The sequence below is a fragment of the Pseudomonas sp. NPDC088890 genome (genome assembly GCF_044900155.1).
GTDB classification, from domain to species: domain Bacteria; phylum Pseudomonadota; class Gammaproteobacteria; order Pseudomonadales; family Pseudomonadaceae; genus Aquipseudomonas; species Aquipseudomonas urmiensis.
This window is the reverse complement of sequence record NZ_JBJDNG010000021.1, coordinates 1-20441: the sequence shown is the minus strand read 5'-3', so window position 1 is coordinate 20441 and position 20441 is coordinate 1. Positions and strand designations below refer to the sequence as shown.

8 protein-coding genes and 1 rRNA gene are annotated in these 20441 nt (G+C 60.8%); 6 read left to right on the top strand and 3 right to left on the bottom strand.

Annotated features, from left to right (window positions below; all coding sequences use genetic code 11):
- The first annotated feature begins 27 nt into the window (after positions 1 to 27).
- Both ACI2JX_RS24705 and ACI2JX_RS24700 read left to right on the top strand, forming a co-directional pair.
- A complete protein-coding gene (locus ACI2JX_RS24705) occupies positions 28 to 11676 on the top strand; it encodes an immunoglobulin-like domain-containing protein (RefSeq protein ID WP_404691189.1) in 11649 nt (3882 codons plus the stop codon).
- Positions 11677 to 11760: 84 nt separating this feature from the next.
- Positions 11761 to 12102, top strand: coding sequence for a tryptophan synthase subunit beta (locus ACI2JX_RS24700; RefSeq protein ID WP_264237266.1), 342 nt, complete (start codon positions 11761 to 11763; stop codon positions 12100 to 12102).
- Between the two features lie 113 nt (positions 12103 to 12215).
- Here the strand turns inward: ACI2JX_RS24700 and lapD are convergent, their stop codons facing one another.
- A complete protein-coding gene (gene lapD, locus ACI2JX_RS24695; protein ID WP_404691188.1) occupies positions 12216 to 14162 on the bottom strand; it encodes a cyclic di-GMP receptor LapD in 1947 nt (648 codons plus the stop codon).
- A 10-nt stretch (positions 14163 to 14172) separates the two neighbouring features.
- Complete coding sequence (lapG, locus tag ACI2JX_RS24690; protein ID WP_404691187.1) at positions 14173 to 14934, bottom strand: cysteine protease LapG; 762 nt, start codon at positions 14932 to 14934, stop codon at positions 14173 to 14175.
- Positions 14935 to 15138: 204 nt separating this feature from the next.
- Here lapG and ACI2JX_RS24685 point away from each other — a divergent pair, with 204 nt between their 5' ends.
- The 4 genes from ACI2JX_RS24685 (at position 15139) to ACI2JX_RS24670 (ending at position 19983) form a co-directional block, all read left to right on the top strand.
- Entirely contained in the window at positions 15139 to 15834 is a 696-nt protein-coding gene (locus ACI2JX_RS24685; protein WP_368973638.1) for a GntR family transcriptional regulator, read from the top strand.
- A gap of 87 nt (positions 15835 to 15921) precedes the next feature.
- The gene (locus ACI2JX_RS24680; protein WP_368973639.1) at positions 15922 to 16425 is read left to right on the top strand and encodes a sigma-70 family RNA polymerase sigma factor; all 504 of its coding nucleotides are present in this window, start codon (positions 15922 to 15924) and stop codon (positions 16423 to 16425) included.
- Positions 16426 to 16429: 4 nt separating this feature from the next.
- Positions 16430 to 17395, top strand: a complete 966-nt coding sequence (locus ACI2JX_RS24675; protein ID WP_404691186.1) for a FecR domain-containing protein — start codon at positions 16430 to 16432, stop codon at positions 17393 to 17395.
- A gap of 170 nt (positions 17396 to 17565) precedes the next feature.
- Complete coding sequence (locus ACI2JX_RS24670; protein WP_404691190.1) at positions 17566 to 19983, top strand: TonB-dependent siderophore receptor; 2418 nt, start codon at positions 17566 to 17568, stop codon at positions 19981 to 19983.
- 190 nt (positions 19984 to 20173) lie between these two features.
- Here the strand turns inward: ACI2JX_RS24670 and rrf are convergent.
- Positions 20174 to 20289, bottom strand: a 5S ribosomal RNA gene (rrf, locus tag ACI2JX_RS24665).
- Between the last annotated feature and the right edge of the window lie 152 nt (positions 20290 to 20441).

Genomic DNA, 20441 nt, shown 5'->3' with positions numbered 1-20441 from the left:
CCCGCGGTCACCACGAACATCACGGGAGTGAGTGGCGGCAACTACGAGAATCTGGTCGGCAACCCGGCACCGGTTACCACCAGCGTCACCGATGTTCAGGACACCACCACGGTCACCCTGACCGCCACACCTTCGGTGGCGGAAGGCGGCAGCATCATCTACACCGCAAGCGTCAATGCGCCCGTCACCGGCACGCCGGTCGTGGTGACCTTGGCCAACGGCCAAACCATCACTATCCCGGTCGGCCAGAGTTCCAGCACTGTCAGCACGCCGGTGAGCAACGACGTATATCAGGGCCACGCCCCGGTCACCAACACCATCACCAATGTCAGCGGTGGCAACTACGAGAATCTGGTTAGCAACCCAGCGCCGGTTTCTACCACTGTCACCGATGTCCAGGACACCACCACGGTCACCCTCACTGCCACGCCCTCGGTCGCTGAAGGTGGCAGTATCATCTACACCGCAAGCGTCAATGCGCCGGTCACCGGCAGCCCGGTCGTGGTGACCTTGGCCAACGGCCAAACCATCACCATCCCGGTTGGCCAAAGCTCCAGCACTGTCAGCACACCAGTGACCAACGATGTCTACCAGGGCCACGCTCCGGTCACCAACCACATCACCAATGTCAGCGGTGGCAATTACGAGAACCTGGTCGGCAACCCGGCCCAGGTCAGCACCAGCGTGACCGATATGCAGGACACCACTACCGTCTCGCTGTCAGCGACGCCATCCGTCACCGAAGGCGGCAGCATCGTATACACCGCGACCCTGACCAACCCAGCCGGTACACCGGTAACCGTCACTCTGAGCAATGGCCAGACGATAACCATTGCTGCCAACCAGTCCTCGGGCAGTGTCACAGTCGCCGCGCCAGGCGACGACCCCTACCTCGATGCTGGGCCGGTCAGTACTCATATCACCAACGCCCAGGGTGGTAATTTCGAGTCGCTTGCGATCAATAGCGCGCCGGCGATTACCAATGTCACCGATACCATCAACACTTCGACGGTATCCCTGAGCGCGACCCCAGTAGTCGCTGAAGGCGGGGCGATCGTCTACACCGCCAGCGTGAACGCACCGGTCACCGGCAGCCCGCTGGTCGTCACTCTGGCCAACGGCCAGAGCATAACCATTGCCGTCGGGCAAAGCTTCGGCACGGTCAGCACGCCGGTGAGCAACGACGTCTACCAGGGCCATGCGCCGGTCATTACCCACATTACTGGGGTCAGCGGTGGCAACTACGAGAACCTGGTCGCCAACCAGGCACCGGTGGTGACCAACGTCACATCGGTACAGGACACCACCAGCGTTTCCCTCTCAGCCACGCCCGCCGTCGCCGAGGGTGGCAGCATCGTCTACACCGCCACCCTGACCAACCCGGCCGGCACGCCGGTGACGGTTACCCTGAGCAATGGCCAGATCATCACCATTGCCGCCAACCAGACGTCCGGCAGTATCACGGTCGCAGCACCAGCGGATGATGCGTACCTCGACGCAGGGTCGGTCAGTGCGCGAATCACCAACGCGTCGGGTGGCAACTTCGAGAATTTGACGGTCAATGCCACGCCAGCGGTTACCCAGGTCAGCGATACCATCGACACCTCGACCGTGTCCCTCACCGCGACACCGACAGTCGGCGAAGGCGGCAGCATCGTCTATACCGCCAGCGTGACCGCGCCAGTCACTGGTAGCCCGGTGGTAGTCACCTTGGCCAACGGCCAAACCATCACGATCGCCGTGGGCCAGAGCTCCGCAACGGTGAGTACGCCAGTCAGCAATGACGTCTACCAGGGGCATGCGCCGGTCACCAACAGCATTACCAATGTCAGCGGTGGCAATTACGAGAACCTGGTGGGCAACCCTGCCCAGGTCAGCACCAGTGTGACCGATTCGCAGGACACCACTACCGTCTCGCTGTCAGCCACTCCATCAGTCGCCGAGGGCGGCAGCATCATCTACACCGCCTCCCTGACCAATCCAGCCGGTACGCCTGTCACCGTCACCCTGAGCAATGGTCAAACCATCACCATCGCTGCCAACCAGACCTCAGGGAGCGTGACGGTCGCAGCTCCAGGCGATGACCCGTACATCGATGCCGGCGCGATCAGCGCAAGAATCACGGGGGCTTCAGGCGGTAACTTTGAAAATCTCGCGGTCAATGGCGCAACGGTGGTGACCCAGGTCACCGATACCGTCGACACCTCGACCGTGTCGTTGACAGCGACGCCATCGGTCGCCGAAGGCGGCAGCATTATCTACACCGCCAGCGTGACCGCACCGGTAACCGGCAGCCCCCTTGTCGTGACGTTGGCCAATGGTCAGACCATCACGATTGCCGAAGGCCAAAGTTCTGGCACCGTAAGCACGCCCGTCAACAATGACACCTACCAGGGCCATGCTCCGGTCACCAACAGCATCAGCCATGTCAGTGGTGGTAACTATGAGAATCTGGTGACCAACCCTGCACCCGTCACGACTGGCGTCACGGATGTGCAGGACACCACCACAGTGACACTCACCGCCGCGCCTTCGGCAGTCGAGGGCGGCACCATCGTCTACACCGCCTCGGTTGGAACGCCCGTCACCGGCAGCCCGGTGGTAGTGACCTTGGCCAACGGTCAGACCATCACCATCCCAGTTGGTCAGAGCTCAAGCACTGTCAGCATGCCTGTGAGCAACGATGTCTACCAAGGCCACGCCCCGGTTACCAACAGCATCACTAACGTCAGTGGGGGCAACTACGAGAATCTGGTCGGCAATCCAACCTCCGTTTCCACGACCATTACTGATTCGCAGGACACCACCACTGTCTCACTGTCGGCCACACCCTCCGTGGCCGAGGGTGGCAGCATCATCTACACCGCAACCTTGACCAATCCAGCCGCCAGCCCGGTCACAGTTACCCTGAGCAACGGCCAGACCATTACTATCGGCGCCAACCAGACTTCAGGCAGCGTGACGGTCGCGGCGCCCGGCGATGATCCGTATCTGGATGCAGGCTCGGTTAGCGCACGGATCACCGGTGCGTCGGGCGGTAACTTTGAGCATCTAGCGGTCAATGGGGCTGCTGCGGTAACGACTATCAGCGATACCGTGGATACCTCCACCGTGTCGTTGACCGCTACGCCATCGGTGGCGGAAGGTGGCAGCATCATTTACACCGCTTCGGTCAATGCACCCGTTACCGGCAGCCCGGTCGTGGTGACCTTGGCTAATGGCCAGACCATCACCATCCCGATCGGCCAGAGTTCCAGCACTGTCAGCACGCCGGTGAGTAACGACGTCTATCAGGGGCATGCCCCAGTCACCAACAGCATCACCAATGTCAGCGGTGGCAACTACGAAAGCCTGGTCGGAAACCCGGCACAAGTTTCCACGACGGTGACCGATGTTCGCGATACCACCACGGTCACGCTAACCGCGACGCCATCAGTGGCCGAGGGCGGTAGCATTGTCTACACCGCATCGGTCGAAGCGCCAGTTACCGGCAGCCCGGTCGTGGTGACCTTGGCCAACGGCCAAACCATCACCATCCCGGTTGGCCAGAGCTCCAACACTGTCAGCACGCCAGTGAGCAATGACGTCTATCAGGGCCACGCTCCGGTCACCAACAGCATCAGCAATGTCAGCGGCGGCAGTTACGAGCACCTGGTCGCGAATCAGGCGTCAGTCTCCACTGCCGTGACCGATGTTCAGGACACCACCACCGTTACCCTTACTGCCACACCATTGGTAACCGAAGGCGGCAGCATCGTCTACACCGCTTCGGTCGGGGCTCCGGTCACCGGCAGCCCGGTGGTCGTGACCCTGGCCAACGGCCAGAGCATTACCATTGCAATCGGTCAAAGCTCTGGCACTGTCAGTGCGCCGGTGACCAACGACGTCTATCAGGGGCATGCCCCAGTCACCAACAGCATCACCAGTGTCAGCGGCGGCAACTACGAGAGTCTGGTTGGTAATCCGGCACCGGTTACCACCAGCGTTACCGATGCACAGGACACCACTACGGTGACCCTGACGGCTACGCCTTCGGTCGCTGAAGGCGGCAGCATTGTCTATACCGCGACCTTGACCAATCCCGCCGGCACGCCGGTCACGGTTACCTTGAGCAACGGCCAGACCATCGCCATCGCCGCAAACCAGACTTCGGGCAGTGTAACTGTGGCTGCGCCGGGCGATGACCCGTACATCGATGCCGGCTCGGTCAGCGCGCGGATCACCACTGCTACGGGTGGCAACTTCGAGAATCTGGCAATCATTAATGCTCCGGCAGTGACCAACATTACCGATACTGTAGATACCTCGACCGTATCGCTCACTGCGAGCCCGACTGTGGCTGAAGGCGGCAGCATCACCTATACCGCCTCGGTCGGAGCGCCGGTAACAGGTACACCTGTTGTGGTGACCTTGACCAACGGCCAGACCATTACCATCCCCGTTGGGCAAAGCTCCGGCACCGTCAGCACGCCGGTTAGCAACGACGTCTATCAAGGCCATGCGCCGGTTACCAACAGCATCAGTAACGTCAGCGGAGGGAACTACGAGAGTCTGGTCGCCAATCATGCGCCGGTTACTACAAGCGTCACCGACGTCCAGGACACGATGATGGTGACGCTGACGGCCACAGCATCGGTGGCCGAGGGTGGCAGCATCGTCTACACCGCTTCGGTCAATGCGCCGGTCACAGGTAGCCCTGTGATCGTGACCTTGGCCAATGGCCAAACCATCACTATCCCGGTTGGCCAGAGTTCCGGCACTGTCAGCACACCAGTGACCAACGACGTCTATCAGGGACATCCTGCGGTCACCACGAACATCACGGGAGTGAGTGGCGGCAGCTATGAGAACTTGGTTGGCAATCCGACGCCGGTTACCACCAGCGTTACTGATGTCCAGGACACCACCACGGTCATTCTGACTGCCACGCCTTCAGTGGCGGAAGGCGGTAGCATCGTCTACACCGCTTCGGTCAATGCACCCGTCACAGGCACGCCGGTCGTGGTGACCTTGGCCAACGGCCAAACCATCACCATCCCGGTTGGCCAGAGTTCCAGCACTGTCAGCACACCGGTGAGCAACGACGTCTATCAGGGACATCCTGCGGTCACCACGAACATCACGGGAGTGAGTGGCGGCAGCTATGAGAACTTGGTTGGCAATCCGGCACCGGTTTCTACCACTGTCACCGATGTGCAGGACACCACCACGGTCACCCTCACTGCTACGCCTTCGGTGGCGGAAGGCGGCAGCATCGTTTACACCGCTTCGGTCAATGCGCCGGTCACCGGTAGTCCGGTGATCGTGACCTTGGCCAATGGCCAGACCATCACCATCCCGGTTGGCCAAAGCTCCAGCACTGTCAGCACACCGGTGAGCAACGACGTCTATCAGGGACATCCTGCGGTCACCACGAACATCACGGGAGTGAGTGGCGGCAGCTATGAGAACTTGGTTGGCAATCCGGCACCGGTTTCTACCACTGTCACCGATGTGCAGGACACCACCACGGTCACCCTCACTGCTACGCCTTCGGTGGCGGAAGGCGGCAGCATCGTTTACACCGCGTCGGTCAATGCACCGGTCACCGGTAGCCCTGTGATCGTGACCTTGGCCAATGGCCAGACCATCACCATCCCGGTTGGCCAAAGCTCCAGCACCGTCAGCACCCCGGTGACCAACGATGTCTACCAGGGCCATGCTCCGGTCACCACCCACATCACCAACGTCAGCGGTGGCAACTACGAGAATCTGGTTGGCAACCCAGCGCCGGTTTCTACCACTGTCACCGATGTTCAGGACACCACCACGGTCACCCTCACTGCCACGCCTTCGGTGGCGGAAGGCGGCAGCATCGTTTACACCGCGTCGGTCAATGCACCGGTCACCGGCACGGCGGTCGTGGTGACCTTGGCCAACGGCCAGACCATCACCATCCCGGTTGGCCAGAGCTCCAGTACTGTCACCACTCCGGTGAGCAATGATGTCTATCAAGGCCATGCACCAGTAACCACGAACATCACGGGAGTAAGTGGCGGCAGCTATGAGAATCTGGTTGGCAACCCGGCACTGGTTACCACCAGCGTTACTGATGTACAGGACACCACCACGGTCACTCTGACTGCCACGCCTTCAGTGGCGGAAGGCGGTAGCATTGTTTACACCGCAAGCGTCAATGCGCCGGTGACCGGCACGCCGGTGGTGGTGACCTTGGCCAACGGCCAAACTATCACCATCCCGGTCGGCCAGAGTTCCAGCACTGTCAGTACGCCGGTGAGCAATGATGTCTATCAAGGCCACGCACCGGTCACCAACAGCATCACCAATGTCAGCGGTGGCAACTTCGAGAGCCTGGTCGGCAATCCGGCCCAGGTCAGCACGTCGGTCACCGACTTGCAGGACACCACCACTGTATCGCTATCGGCCACGCCATCCGTGGCCGAGGGTGGCAGCATCGTTTATACCGCGACCCTAACCAATTCGGCCGGCACGCCGGTGACGGTTACCTTGAGCAACGGCCAGACCATCACCATCGCCGCGAACCAGACTTCGGGCAGCGTGACGGTCGCCGCGCCAGCGGATGACCCTTACATCGATGCCGGCTCGGTCAGCGCGCGAATCACCGGTGCTTCAGGCGGTAACTTCGAGAATCTGGCGGTCAACGGGGCAACCGTGGTGACCCAGGTTACCGACACCATCGACACCTCAACCGTGTCTCTGACGGCCACGCCTTCGGTGGCTGAGGGCGGCAGTATCCTTTACACCGCAAGCGTCAACGCGCCGGTCACCGGCAGCCCGGTCGTGGTGACCTTGGCCAACGGCCAGACCATTACCATCCCGGTTGGCCAGAGCTCCAGCACTGTCAGCACACCCGTGAGCAATGATGTCTATCAAGGCCACGCCCCGGTCACCAACAGCATCACCAATGTCAGCGGTGGCAACTACGAGAGCCTGGTCGGCAATCCGGCCCAGGTCAGCACCAGCGTGACCGATTCGCAAGACACCACCACCGTCTCGCTGTCAGCCACGCCATCCGTGGCCGAGGGTGGCAGCATCGTTTACACCGCGACCCTGACCAACCCAGCCGGCACAGCGGTCACGGTGACCCTAAGCAACGGCCAGACCATCACTATCGGCGCTAACCAGACTTCCGGCAGCGTAACGGTCGCTGCGCCCGCGGATGACCCTTACATCGATGCGGGCACGGTAAGCGCGCGGATTACCAATGTCTCGGGCGGCAACTTCGAGAACCTCGCGGTCAACGGCAATGCGGCAGTGACCAACGTCAGCGACACGGTCGACACCTCAACCGTCTCCTTGACCGCTACGCCCTCGGTCGTCGAGGCGGGCAATATCATCTACACCGCCAGTGTTACTGCCCCGGTAACCGGTACCCCGGTCGTGGTAAGCCTGGCCAACGGTCAGACCATTACCATTGCCGTTGGACAAAGCTCGGGGACTGTCAGCACGCCGGTGAGCAATGACGTCTATCAAGGCCGTGCCCCGGTCACCAACAGCATCACCAACGTCAGCGGCGGCAACTACGAGAACCTGGTGGCCAACAAGACGCCTGTCAGCACCAGCGTGACCGATCTGCCGGACACCACCACAGTCACCCTCAGCGCCACCCCGACCGTCGCCGAAGGCGGCAGTATTGTCTACACCGCAACCCTGACCAACCCTGCCGGTACTCCGGTCACGGTCACCCTGAGCAACGGCCAGACCATCACCATCGGCGCCAACCAGACAACCGGCAGTGTCACCGTGGCTGCGCCTGCGGATGACGCCTATCTCGACGCTACCACCATCAGCACCCGCATCACTGGCGCCAGCGGCGGTAACTTCGAGAACCTTGCGCTGGTCAGTTCCCCAGCGGTCACCGCGGTTACCGACACGATCAGCACCACCACCCTGGGCATCAGTGGCACCGCCGCGGTGGCTGAAGGCAGCAGCGCCACCTATACCCTTACGCTGAGCAATGCCGCGCAAACCGATGTCACGGTCAAGCTGAGTTACTCGGGCACTGCCAGCAACGGCACCGATTACACCGGCGTCGCCACGGCGGTGATCAAGGCGGGCAGCACCCAGGCCACCTTTAGCATCCCCACCCTTCAGGACAACGTCAGCGAGGGCACCGAGCAGTTGACGGTGAAGATCGATTCGGCCACCGGCGGCAACTTTGAAGGCCTGGTGGTCAACGCCAATGCCGGCAGCGTCACCACCCAGATCTACGAACCAGCGCCCGTGCTGGACCTGGACGGCAACGACTCTAGCGGCAAGACCGGCGCCGACTTCCAGACCAGCTATAGCGAGAACCAGAGTGGTGTCTCGATCGGTGACCTGGATGTCTCGATCACCGATTTCGACAGCACTCAGCTCACTGGTGCCACCGTCACCCTGGGCAACCGCCAGCCAGGAGATGTGCTCAACCTGGGCAGTAATGTCAACGGCATCACTGTCACCACCGCCATCAGCGACGGCAAAGTGGTGCTTAGCCTGAACGGCAACGCAACGTTGGCCGACTACATGCAGGCGATCAAGAACATCACCTTCAGCAATACCAGCGAAGATCCCAGCACCACGCCACGGGTGATTACGGTAACGGTGACCGACGGGGTCAACACCTCCAATACCGCGACCACCACAGTCAACGTGGTGGCGGTCAATGACGCGCCGGTGTCCACGGGTGGAGCCGCCACCGGTACCGAGGACACCGAGCTGGTGCTGAGCTGGAGCAACTTCAACGTCAGCGATGTCGACAGCAGCCTGTCGAGCCTGGGCGTGACCATCACCAAGCTGCCTGACTTGGGCAGCCTGAAGTTCAACAACGGCACGGCGTGGGTCAACGTCAGCGTCAACCAGACCATCAGCCAGGCCGACATCGCCGCGGGCAAGCTCAAGTTCGTACCGCTGGCCAACCAGTCTGGTGCCGACGGCTTTGGCGGGACTGGGATAGGCAACAAGCAGGCCGACTACGCTCAGATCAAGTACAAGCCTACCGATGGCGTCACCCCTGGCAGCGAAACCACCTTGAAGGTGGACATCACGCCGGTGGCCGACAAACCGGATCTGAACATCGGCAACAACACCGTCAACTCGCTGGGCCTGACCAAAGAGACCTGGACCAGCCTGACTGGCCTAGGGACCAACGGCAATGGCATCACCGGCGATGCGCTGAAAACGGTGTTCGCCAACTCAGGCAACGCCAGCAGTAGCCAGACCACCACCAACGTGCAGTCCGACGCTAGCGTGGCTGGCGGCTCCGGCTCGAAGACCTCCGGCCTGATCTACCTCGAAGCCGGAAAGACCTACACCTTCAGCGGCAGCGCCGACGACAGCCTGCTGGTGGCCATCGGCGGCAAGAACGTGGTCACCGCCACCTGGGGCGCCGGCGGTACCGTGGCCGGTAGTTACACGCCAAGCGTCAGCGGTTATTACACGCTGGAGATCTATCATGCCAACCAGTCCGGCCCGGGCAGCTACGACGTCAACGTCAAGGTGGGCAGTGGTACGGTGGGCGACCTCAACAGCACCGCCATCCCGATGTACCCCAACGTCACCGCACTGGAGAACGCCGGGGTCAGCGTTTCCGACCTGCATGGCAGCAACGGCCAGGGCTACTACGACGGCTTCAAGCTCAACGAAGGGCCGGAGAACGGCAGCGTCAAGCTGGTCGGTATCAGCTCGAGCCTGACCGACACCGACGGTTCCGAGACCCTCAGCGTCAAGCTCAGCGGAATTCCGGCAGGCTCAGTGCTCAGCGACAACGCCGGCCACAGCCTCACCGTGGGCGCTACGGCGGTCGATGTCAGCGGCTGGAACCTAGGCAGCCTGGCGATCAAGCCACCGGCCTATTATTACGGCCAGTTCGACGTGAAGGTCAGCTCGACCTCGACAGAAACCGTCGGCGGCAGCACGGCGACTAACGAAGGCACACTCAAGGTCACGGTCTATCCGCAGACCTATACCACCAGCAACCTGGGTAGCGACAACGACACCGTGAGCGGCACCGTCAACAATGACCTGGTGGTAGCGGACGTGACCGGCCTGCACGTGGTCGCCGGCAAGGACTACAACATCGCCTTCATTGTCGACACCTCCGGCAGCATGGGTTCAGCCGGCGTCGATGCGGCAAAAAAATCCATGGAGTCGGTGTTCAAGACGCTGGCGGCCAGCGTCAAGGGTGCGCAGTCCGGTACGGTCAACGTGCTGTTGGTCGACTTCGCCACCCAGGTCAAGAGTACCGTGGCGGTCAAACTTAACGACGCCGGGCTGCAGACCTTGCTCGACGCTCTGAAGACCCTCAGCTCCGACGGCGGCACCAACTACGAGGACGCCTTCAAGACCACGGCCAACTGGTTCCAGAACCTCAAGGATGCCGGCAATACCGGCAGCAACCAGACCTTCTTCATCACTGACGGCCAGCCAACCTACTATCAGAGCGGCGAGCAGGCCAACCCGAACCTGGCCAACAGCAGCGTCAAGCTCGACACCTTCCTCACCACTATCAACTACAAAGCTGGTGATACCGTCACCAACTATCAGCTCGACACCACCAACCGGGTGTCGATCGACAGCAGCGGCAACCTGACTGCACAGACCCGCGGCAGCTTCGACATTTTCACCTGGAGCTACAAGTGGAACACCGTGACCACCGGCATGATCCGTGCCGAAGGTAACGGCGGCTACGAGTTGTCCAACCGCGCCGGTACCGGCAATTCGAGCAGCGACGCCACCCTGAACAACTCGACGGCGAGTTTCCTGATTCTCTCGGCGCTGTCGTCGGTCGAAGCCATCGGTCTGAACAGCGAAATCAACAAGGATGACCTCAAGCCGTACGATTCGGACAAGACGCCGCAGACCAACATCGACCCGAGCAAGTTGGCCGAAGCCATCCTCGGCCATACCGAAGTCACCCAACCTGGAGCCGATAAAGTCGACGGCGGCGATGGTCACGACATCATCTTCGGCGACCTGGTGACATTCGATTCGATTCCCGGCACCGGGGTCGAGGCGATCCAGGCGTTTGTCGCGACCAAGCTGGGGGTCGATGCCGGCGAAGTCGATGCACGGCTGATGCACCAGTACGTCACCGAGCATTACACCGAGTTCGATATCTCGCGGGCCAATGACGGCGCCGACACACTGATGGGCGGAGCCGGCAACGATATTATCTTCGGTCAGGGCGGTAACGACTACATCGATGGTGGCAAGGGCAACGACATCCTCCTTGGCGGCACCGGCAATGACACCTTGCTCGGTGGTGAAGGCAATGACGTGCTGTTCGGCGGCGCCGGTAACGACACGCTGATCGGCGGCAAGGGTAACGATATCCTCAGCGGTGGCGCCGGGACCGATACCTTCGTGTGGAAGGCCGGCGACCTCGGCAACGACGTGATCAAGGACTTCAAGCCCGCCGAAGGGGACCGTCTGGACTTGAGCGACCTGCTCCAGGCCGAGCGTGGCACGACCATCGACAACTACCTGAAGATCACTACGGTGGGCGGCGAATCGACTCTGCAGATCAGTACCGAAGGAAAATTGAATGCGGCAGGCGGGCTGGCCAACGTCGATGTGTCGATCAAGCTGGAAGGGGTCAACTGGTCGAATACCACGATCAATTCGTTGATCAGCGGGGCCGACCCGACGATCAAGATCGACAACTCGAACAGCTGATGGGCTGGCAGCGAATCACTGGCGCAGAACATTGCCTATGCTGCTTGTTAATCAGAAGGGATCACCATGCTGTGGGAGGACGCCATGTTCTACGTGCAACGCGACATCGACGGCCAGTTGCTGCGGGTAGAAGCGGCCCCGTTTGAGCACTACACGGAAATGCTTCCGGCCGACCATGCCGAAATTCAGGAGTGGTTTGCTGACGATCTCGTGGAGAACAGCCTCAAGCAGCTCAAACAGAGCGATCTGGACATGATCCGGGTGCTCGAGGACTTGATCGAGGTGCTCACCAGCAAGGGGGTGATCAGCATCACCGACCTGCCGGTGGGGGCGCAGTCCAAGCTGCTCAACCGTTCAACGGCGCGTAAGGCCCTGGGCAGCCTGAACAACCTGATCGAAGAGGATGAGGGGGGTGGGTTGATCTGATCCGCGCACAAACGTGTCGCCTGTGCTGACGCTATCGCGGGGCAAGCCCGCTCCCACGCTGCCCGTGGGAGCGGGCTTGCCCCGCGATAAGGCCAACCTAGACACCCCAGCACTCAACGCCAGGGCGCTGGCTCTCCGACCAACTGCCCCTGAATGCCTTGGACGCCCATCTCGCAAAGTACCCGCAACTCGCCTTCAGTCTCGACCCGCTCGGCGATCAACGGCAGATCGATGCTATGCGCCGCCCGCTGCACGGCTTCGATGAACAAACGCTTGTGCTGTTCTTGGTCGATGCTGCGGATGTAGCCACCATCGATCTTCAGGTAGGCCAGCCCCAGGTGGGCCAGATTGCCGATCAGGCTGAAGCGCCCGCCAAATCGCTGTAGGCCCAAGCCAAAACCCAGGGCGTGCAAACGCCGGGTCAGTTGCTCGAGCAACGGCTGTTCAGGCAATTGTTCCTCGCCGATCTCGAAGGTCAAGCGCGGCCCCATTGCGCGGTGTTGGCCTAACAGATCGAACACGCGCTGCAGGGCCTTGGGATCGGCCAAGGTCGCCGCTGACACATTCAGCGCCAGCGACTCGCGATGCCCTTGCAGGTGCTTTAGCACCCTTTCCAGCGCCAGCAGATCCAGCTGCGCCATCCAGCCAAAGCGTTCCAACCAGGGCAGGAAACGCCCGGCGGCAAGCGCCTCGCCGTGCTCGTCATAAAGCCGTGAGACAACCTTGTAATGAAGGATCCGCTGTGGTGCCTGGCTGTCCACCACCGGCTGGAAGAACAACTCGAACTGCCCGTTGGCCAGGGCCTGCTCAAGGCGGGCATGCCATTGCTGATGGCCATTGGCAGTTTGCGTAGCAACACCTTGCTCCAGACATACCCAGCCCTGCGCTGACTGACTTTCGGCACGCGCCAACGCCTCATCAGCCAGCTTCAACAGAGCCTGTGGCGAATCGCCTGGGCTATAGGGCGCCAGGCCAATGTACGCGACCGGATCGACATCGCTGGCGCCAGTCTCGTGCAGGCTGCGCAAGGTGGCCTCCAACGCCTGCGCCAACTGAACGGCCTCCTCATGCACCATACCCGGCGCCAGCACGGCAAACTCGCCGCCGCGGCTGCGGGTGATCAAGTCGTTGGTTTGCGGGTAATTGGCACACGTGCGGCGCAACTGCTCAGCGACTGCCTGCAGCAGTTGGTCGGTGCGCTGGCCACCCAGGCGGGCATTGAGGCCGGTTAGATCGCTCACCCGCAGAAGCAGCAGGTAGCCCGCACGAGCCTCCTCCCGATTGCTCACCTGAGCGGCCAATTGCATTTCGAAGTAACGCCGATTGGCCAATCCGGTGAGGCTGTCCTGATACGACTCGGCGCGCAGCCGCTCGCTGCGTTCGGCCTGTTCGGCGAACAACGCCTTGAGTTTTTCGACCATCTGGTTCATCGCCTGTACAACCCGGCGCAGCTCTGGGGTGCGCGGTAATTCAGGCTGGCTGAGGAACTCGCGGCGGGCGATGGCATGCGACTGCGCAACCATGTAGTCCAACGGCCGCAGTTGGCGACGCAACAGCAGAGCCCCGAGTACCGCACTGAGTGCTCCGCAGAGCAGCAGCCAGCCAAGGCTACCCAACGCGCTTTGCCAGAGTTTGGCCAAGGCAAACATTGGGTGGCTGATCACTTCCACACGCGCCGCCTGCTGCCAACCGCGGCTGACGATCGCATCGCCACCGGCCGCCTGTAGGCCAATCAGCCGCACGAACCAGGCCGGTACGCCAGCGCTGTCAGGTTCGGCATGACGCTCGACCAGCACGGCATTGCTGCCCAGCTCGACCACCTTGATGCTCGAATAGTAACCACTGTCGAAAATCGAGCTGACCATCAGCTCGACCATTGCCGGATCATCGATGTTCGGTGTCAGCGACAACGCCAGTGCCGTCGCTGCATCCTGAGCATGGGAGCGCAATTGATTCACGTATTGGCTGCGTGAGCTTTCCAGGCTGACCATGAAGCTGCCGCTGAAGGCAACGACCAGGAACAGGCAAATGGCAAGCAGCAATTGTTTGAACAATGACATCTGTGCTCCTTCAGTAAACCGGTTCGGCCGGGAATCCTTCGGCACGCATTTTTTTCAACAGATCCTGCCAGCGCGACAAACGCTTGGTATCCCCCACCTTTTTGTTGCCGGCAGCGCCGGTCAGCCACAGGCCTTCACCGTTGAAGGCGTAAACCGGTAACAGGTCGCTACGCTGGCTGGCCGGCTTGATGGCGTCCATCAAGCTGTCGAGCACCAGCGGCTGGGCCTGTGGATTTGAATAATAGGTCAGGACCATGTGCGCGCGGTTCTGGCGCAAGGCTTTGACGTAGGTAATGCGCAGTTTCTCACTGGCAATGCCCATGCGGCGCAGGCTGAAGTACTTGGCGATGGCGTAGTCCTCGCAGTCGCCTGCGCCCTTGATCAAGGACTGGATGGGCGTGGCCCAATAGTCGACCTCGCGCCACAGGTCGACATCTTCGACATAACGCAACTGCTGGTTGAAGAACTGGTTGACCGCCTGCAAGCGCTCCAGTTCGCTGCCCTGCTGGTGGCTGGACAACAACCGCTGCCAGGCATCGATGCGGTCCTTGCCGGGGCCCAGGGGCCCATACAGCGCCTGAGCGCGCTGGCTGATCTGGGAAAAATCCCAATCTGCTCGTAGGCCGCCCAGCAGCAGGCAGCCCAGCACAATGGCGAGGCTGAACGGACGTATCCAGCTTTTTAGTATCCCGGCAATCGCCACAGGGAAGACCTGTTCAAAGCCATCGAAAACCGCGATGGTGCGGCCTGCTTTGGCAAAAGACAATGGCACCTTACAATCACCGCCGCTCTATTCACGGGCGCTATTAACCTTGTGCCGAAGCGCTCATCAGCTTCCCCTTAACAGGGACTTCATTCACCATAGACATATTCCGTGCAAAGGCTTGGAAGCCTGCCATCGCTAGGGTTTGACACCCCTTGAGCGACTCTCTACGTTTATTGGATCCAATCAGCAAATTGTCGAGGCAGACTTCCAGTGGCTGAGAAAATCAGACTGCTTTCCAGCGTGATTGGCAGTGAGCAGGTGCCTGCGCATCTTGCTCGAAGCGTGATCGAAGAACGCCTGCGCAGCGCCATCGTCGATGGCCGCCTGCCGCCAGGTACCGCCTTGCGTCAACAAGAGATTGCGGGCTTGTTTGGCGTGAGTCGCATGCCCGTGCGCGAGGCCTTGCGCCAGCTCGAAGCGCAGTCGTTGTTGCAGGTGGTCATGCACAAGGGCGCCGTGGTTGCCCCGCTGATCGGTGAAGATGCGGTGGACACCTATGCGTTGCGGGTGCTGCTTGAGTCCGAGGCGCTGCGCCAGTCGATCCCGCTGCTCGAGGCCGATGACATCGCCCGCGCACGGGGCTATATCCAGGAGTTGGAGAACGAAACCCGCCATGCCGAGATCGGCCGCCTCAACCGCTTGTTCCACATGACGCTGTACAGCAAGGCGCACAACCAGAAACTGCTGCGCATGATCGAGATCGAGCTCAATGAAGAGGAGCGTTTCTTGCGCTTCCACCTGTCATCGATGGGGCTGGGTAAGCTGACTCAGGACGATCACAATGCATTGGTGAATGCCGCCAGCGACAAACGGGTGGAGGAGGCCGTCAAAGTGCTGGAAGAGCACTTGAACAACGGTGCGCGGGCTATTCGTAAGTATCTGGATAGTCAGCGCCTGTCGATGTAAGCATGGCCGAGCAGTTGCAAAATTTTGCCCGCCCGCGAACAATGAGACTAATTATCATTAATGACTTAATGTTCGCGGCGCCCCTCAATGTCTTCTCAAGATTCTGTGCATACGCTCTACAGCGACCACCACAGCTGGCTGCAAACCTGGTTGCGCAGTAAGTTGGGGAACGCCGCCGATGCAGCGGACCTGGCGCACGATACCTTTGTCCGCCTGCTCCAGCGCCGTGAACAATTGCAGCTGAACACCCCGCGGGCGTTCCTGCGCACAGTCGCTCGCGGCCTGGTCATTGACCACTGGCGACGCCAGGAACTGGCCCGAGCCTACCTTGAAGCGCTCGCGCACCTGCCCGAGGCGCATGCGCCGTCGGCGGAAACCCGCGAACTGCTGCTGGAGTTGCTCGAGCGCATTGCGCGCATGCTCGATGGGCTCAAGCCCAAGGTGCGCCGCGCTTTCCTGCTGGCCCAGTGCGAGGGCTTGAGCCATAAGGCGATCGCCGAGCAGATGGGCATCTCGCTGCGCTCGGCAGAGCGTTACATTGCCGATGCCCTCTACCATTGCTACCTGCTGCGCTACGAAGACGAGTGCTGAAGCAATGAGCGTTGCTCCTCTGCCGCCCAAGGTGGTCAAGCAGGCCATCCACTGGATGCTCAAGCTGCGCGAGAGCGGCCACAATGCGCGCCTGCAACTGCAATGCGAACAATGGCGTGGCGAGCATCATGAGCATGAATTGGCCTGGCAGCGGGTGCTCGATCTCCATCAAGAGTTGAACCTGCGCGCCATCCCTGGCGCAGGGGTGGCTTTGCAGACCCTGGAGACCAGCGAACGTCGCTTGCACCGTCGACAGGCACTCAAGCTACTCACCGGCGTTGCGCTGGTAGGTTCGGCAGCCTGGTTGGGCAAGGATCTTCAGGTCCTCGACAATTGGACGTCGGACTACGCCACCGCTACTGGCGAGCGACGTAGCTTTGCTCTGCCAGACGGCTCACTGCTGCAGCTCAATACTCAAAGTGCGGCGGACCTGGTCTTTGACGGTCGGCAGCGGCTCATTCGTCTCAAGCACGGCGAGCTGATGCTCACCTGCGCGACTAAGGGCCAGGACAGGCCGTTACTGGTTCAGACCCATGAGACCCTGCTGGAAGGCTTCGAGGGGCGCTTCGTGGTGCGTCAGGACAGCCATTGCACGCGGGTTAGCGTCAGCCAAGGCAAGGTGGCCATTCATCGCCCAGGCAATGGCGCGCTGCAATGGATGAGCAGCGGCCAGAATTGGCGACTCGATGGCCAAGGTGCACGTCTGTTGGAGCACCAGGACATGGATGCCGGGGCCTGGGTGGAAGGCTTGATCGTCACGCGGGACATGCGCCTGGCGGATTTCCTCGCAGAGGTGGCGCGCTATCGCCATGGCTATCTGGGTTGCAGCGACGAGATCGCTGACTTGCGCCTATTGGGTGTGTTCCGCCTGGAAGATACCGACAAGCTGCTGCAACTGCTACCGCAGACCCTGCCCGTCATTCTGCGCCAGCGTACGCGCTGGTGGGTACGCCTGGAACGCATGAGCTGAGATTGAGTTCTGCAAGATTTTTTGGCGGGAACCACTCGCAAGTCCGGCTAGGAAAGTAAGCAACTTCCTCTGCCCTTAACGATTCGACGGACCTGTCCATGCCGACCGCCCTGCCCTCGCAACACGTCACCAACGAGAATGATTTTCGACCTGTCTTGAATTCCGCCGGCCTGCGCAAGGCTGTACGCGCCGCGCTGTTCGGTACAGCCCTTGGCATGAGCGCTATAGCGCCACTGGCTTTGGCTGCCCAGGCCAACACTGCTACCCAGCAATTCACGATCCCTGCTGGCAATCTCAACGATGTGCTCAACCAGTTTGCCCGCCAGGCCGGCATTACCCTTTCGAGCACGCCGCAGCTGACGGGTGAGCGGCAATCGCCAGGCCTGCAAGGGCACTACTCGACTGACCAGGCACTGCGTCAGTTGCTTAATGGCACCGGCCTTGAGGCCGTCAGCCAGGACGGCAGCAGTTACGTGCTGCGGGCGCAGCCTGAGGAGGCGGCATTGTCTCTGCCGGACACCGACGTTCGCGGTTTTGCCTTAGGTAACGCGCTGGGCAGCATGGAGGGCTACAACGCTACCCACAGCCAGATCGCGACCAAGACCAGTACGCCGATCCTGGAGACCACCCAGTCGGTCTCGGTGGTCACCCGTCAGCAAATGGACGACCAGGGTTCGCAGACCGTGGCCCAGGCCATGCGCTACACCCCAGGGGTGCTGACCAACCCCTATGGCGCGACCCATCGCTATGACTACGTGGCCATGCGCGGCTTCAACGACGGCTCGGTGGACAACATCTACGTCGATGGCTTGAAGTCCATGGGCGACAATGGCACCTACAGCACCATGCAGGTCGACCCGTACTTCCTGGAGCGCATCGACATCCTCAAGGGCCCCTCGTCGGTTCTGTACGGGCGCAGCTCGCCGGGCGGCCTGGTGGCGTTGACCACCAAGAAGCCGATGTTCGATCCGTATCACCAGATCCAGGCAACGGTCGGCACCCAAGGCCAACGGGGGATGGGCTTCGACTTCAGCGGGCCGCTGGATGATGACAAGCGCATCGCCTATCGCCTGACAGGCATTGCGGACTCATCCGACACCCAGTTCGATCACAACAAGGAAGAGCGCTACGCGATCGCCCCCGCAGTCAGCATCGACTTCAGCGAAGATACCTCGTTGACCTTGCAGGCTTATCTACAGAAAGACCCCAACGGCGGCTACCACGGTGCCCTGCCCTCTGATGGGGCCTTACATCCGCGTAACGGCCAGCGTCTGTCCGATCACTTTTTCGAAGGTGAGCTCAGCGACAACTACGAACGCACCCAACAGTCCTTCAGTTACCAATTGGAGCATCGCTTCAATGACGTCTTCACCGCACGGCAGAACTTCCGCTATCAGGATTCTGATGTGTCGATGGACCAGGTCTACTTCGCTGGCTGGGACGCGAGCGTGCCTGGGCGTAACGTGATGAACCGCGCCTATACCGGCGGCGACGAGCGTCTGCATTCGTTCATCATCGACAACATGCTGCAGGCTGAGTTCTTCACCGGCTCCGCCAAGCATACGCTGTTGCTGGGCACCGACTATCAGCGACGCAAGGCCGATGTGTCCTGGCGCTATGGCACGGTCGATAGCCTGGATGCCGGTAACCCGCAATACGGCAATGGCAATATCCAGGTGCTCGGTGAAAGCAACTACCTACGCCGTCTGCAACAGACAGGTGTGTACCTGCAGGACTTGGTCGAGCTGGACCAGTGGCGCTTCTCCCTGGGGCTGCGCCAGGACTGGGTGAAGGTATCTGAGGAGAATCGTGACAGCGATACTCGGGTCAGCGATAACCGCACCAAGTTCACCACCCGTGCGGGCGTGCTCTATCTGTTCGACAACGGCATTGCGCCTTACCTGAGCTACTCCGAGTCGTTCAACCCCAACACCGTCTCCGATCAGGATGGCCGCCCGCTCGCGCCTACCGAGGGCACCCAGTGGGAAGCGGGCATCAAGTACCAGCCTCCTGGTACTGACAACCTGTTCACTGCTTCGGTGTTCCGTATCGAGCAGGAGAACCTCGCATCCAAACAGCCGAACGAGGAGTTCTACCGGGCGGTGGGTGAGGTGCGCTCGCAAGGCCTTGAGCTTGAGGCACATGTGCAGGTGACCGATAACCTGAAGCTGCTGGGTGGCTATACCTTCACCGACATCGAGTACGCCAAGTCGATGCCGAGCGTGGTAACGCCGACCCTGGATAACAAAGGCAATTCGCCAACCCAAGCACCGAAGCAGATGTTCTCCCTGTGGGCCGATTACAACTTCCGCCAGGGCGCACTGGATGGCCTGCGCTTGGGTGGCGGCTTGCGCTATGTGGGGTACAGCTGGGTGGACTCGGAAAACAGCATGAAGGTGCCCTCCTACACGCTGTTCGATGCATCGATCGGCTACGACCTGGGCAAGGTGGGGCTCAAGGGAGTCGATCTACGGCTCAATGCCAATAACCTGACCAATGAGCGCTATATCGCATCGTGTGCCAGCTTGAGCTACTGCTACATGGGTGAAGAGCGGAATGTGAGTGCTACGGTTAGCTATCAGTTCTGAGTGATTTGATTGAATGTAAAAAGGGCCCGCCCCTGGAACCAGGGGCGGGCCTTTTTTTGGGCTGTAATTAGTGGGGCGGCGCAGCAGCCCCACTAATAGTTCAGGCACCACAGTAGCCGCAGATATTCACCAGGCCTAGAAAAGACAAAACCCCTACCTGCTCACGCAGATAGGGGTTTTGCGAAATGAATCTTGACGATGACCTACTCTCACATGGGGAAACCCCACACTACCATCGGCGATGCATCGTTTCACTGCTGAGTTCGGGATGGGATCAGGTGGTTCCAATGCTCTATGGTCGTCAAGAAATTCTGTATGCCGACCCGTCCAATGGACGTTCCAGCGAATCTTGAGTTTCTACTTAAAGACAAAACCCCTACCTGCTCGCGCAGATAGGGGTTTTGCGAAATGAATCTTGACGATGACCTACTCTCACATGGGGAAACCCCACACTACCA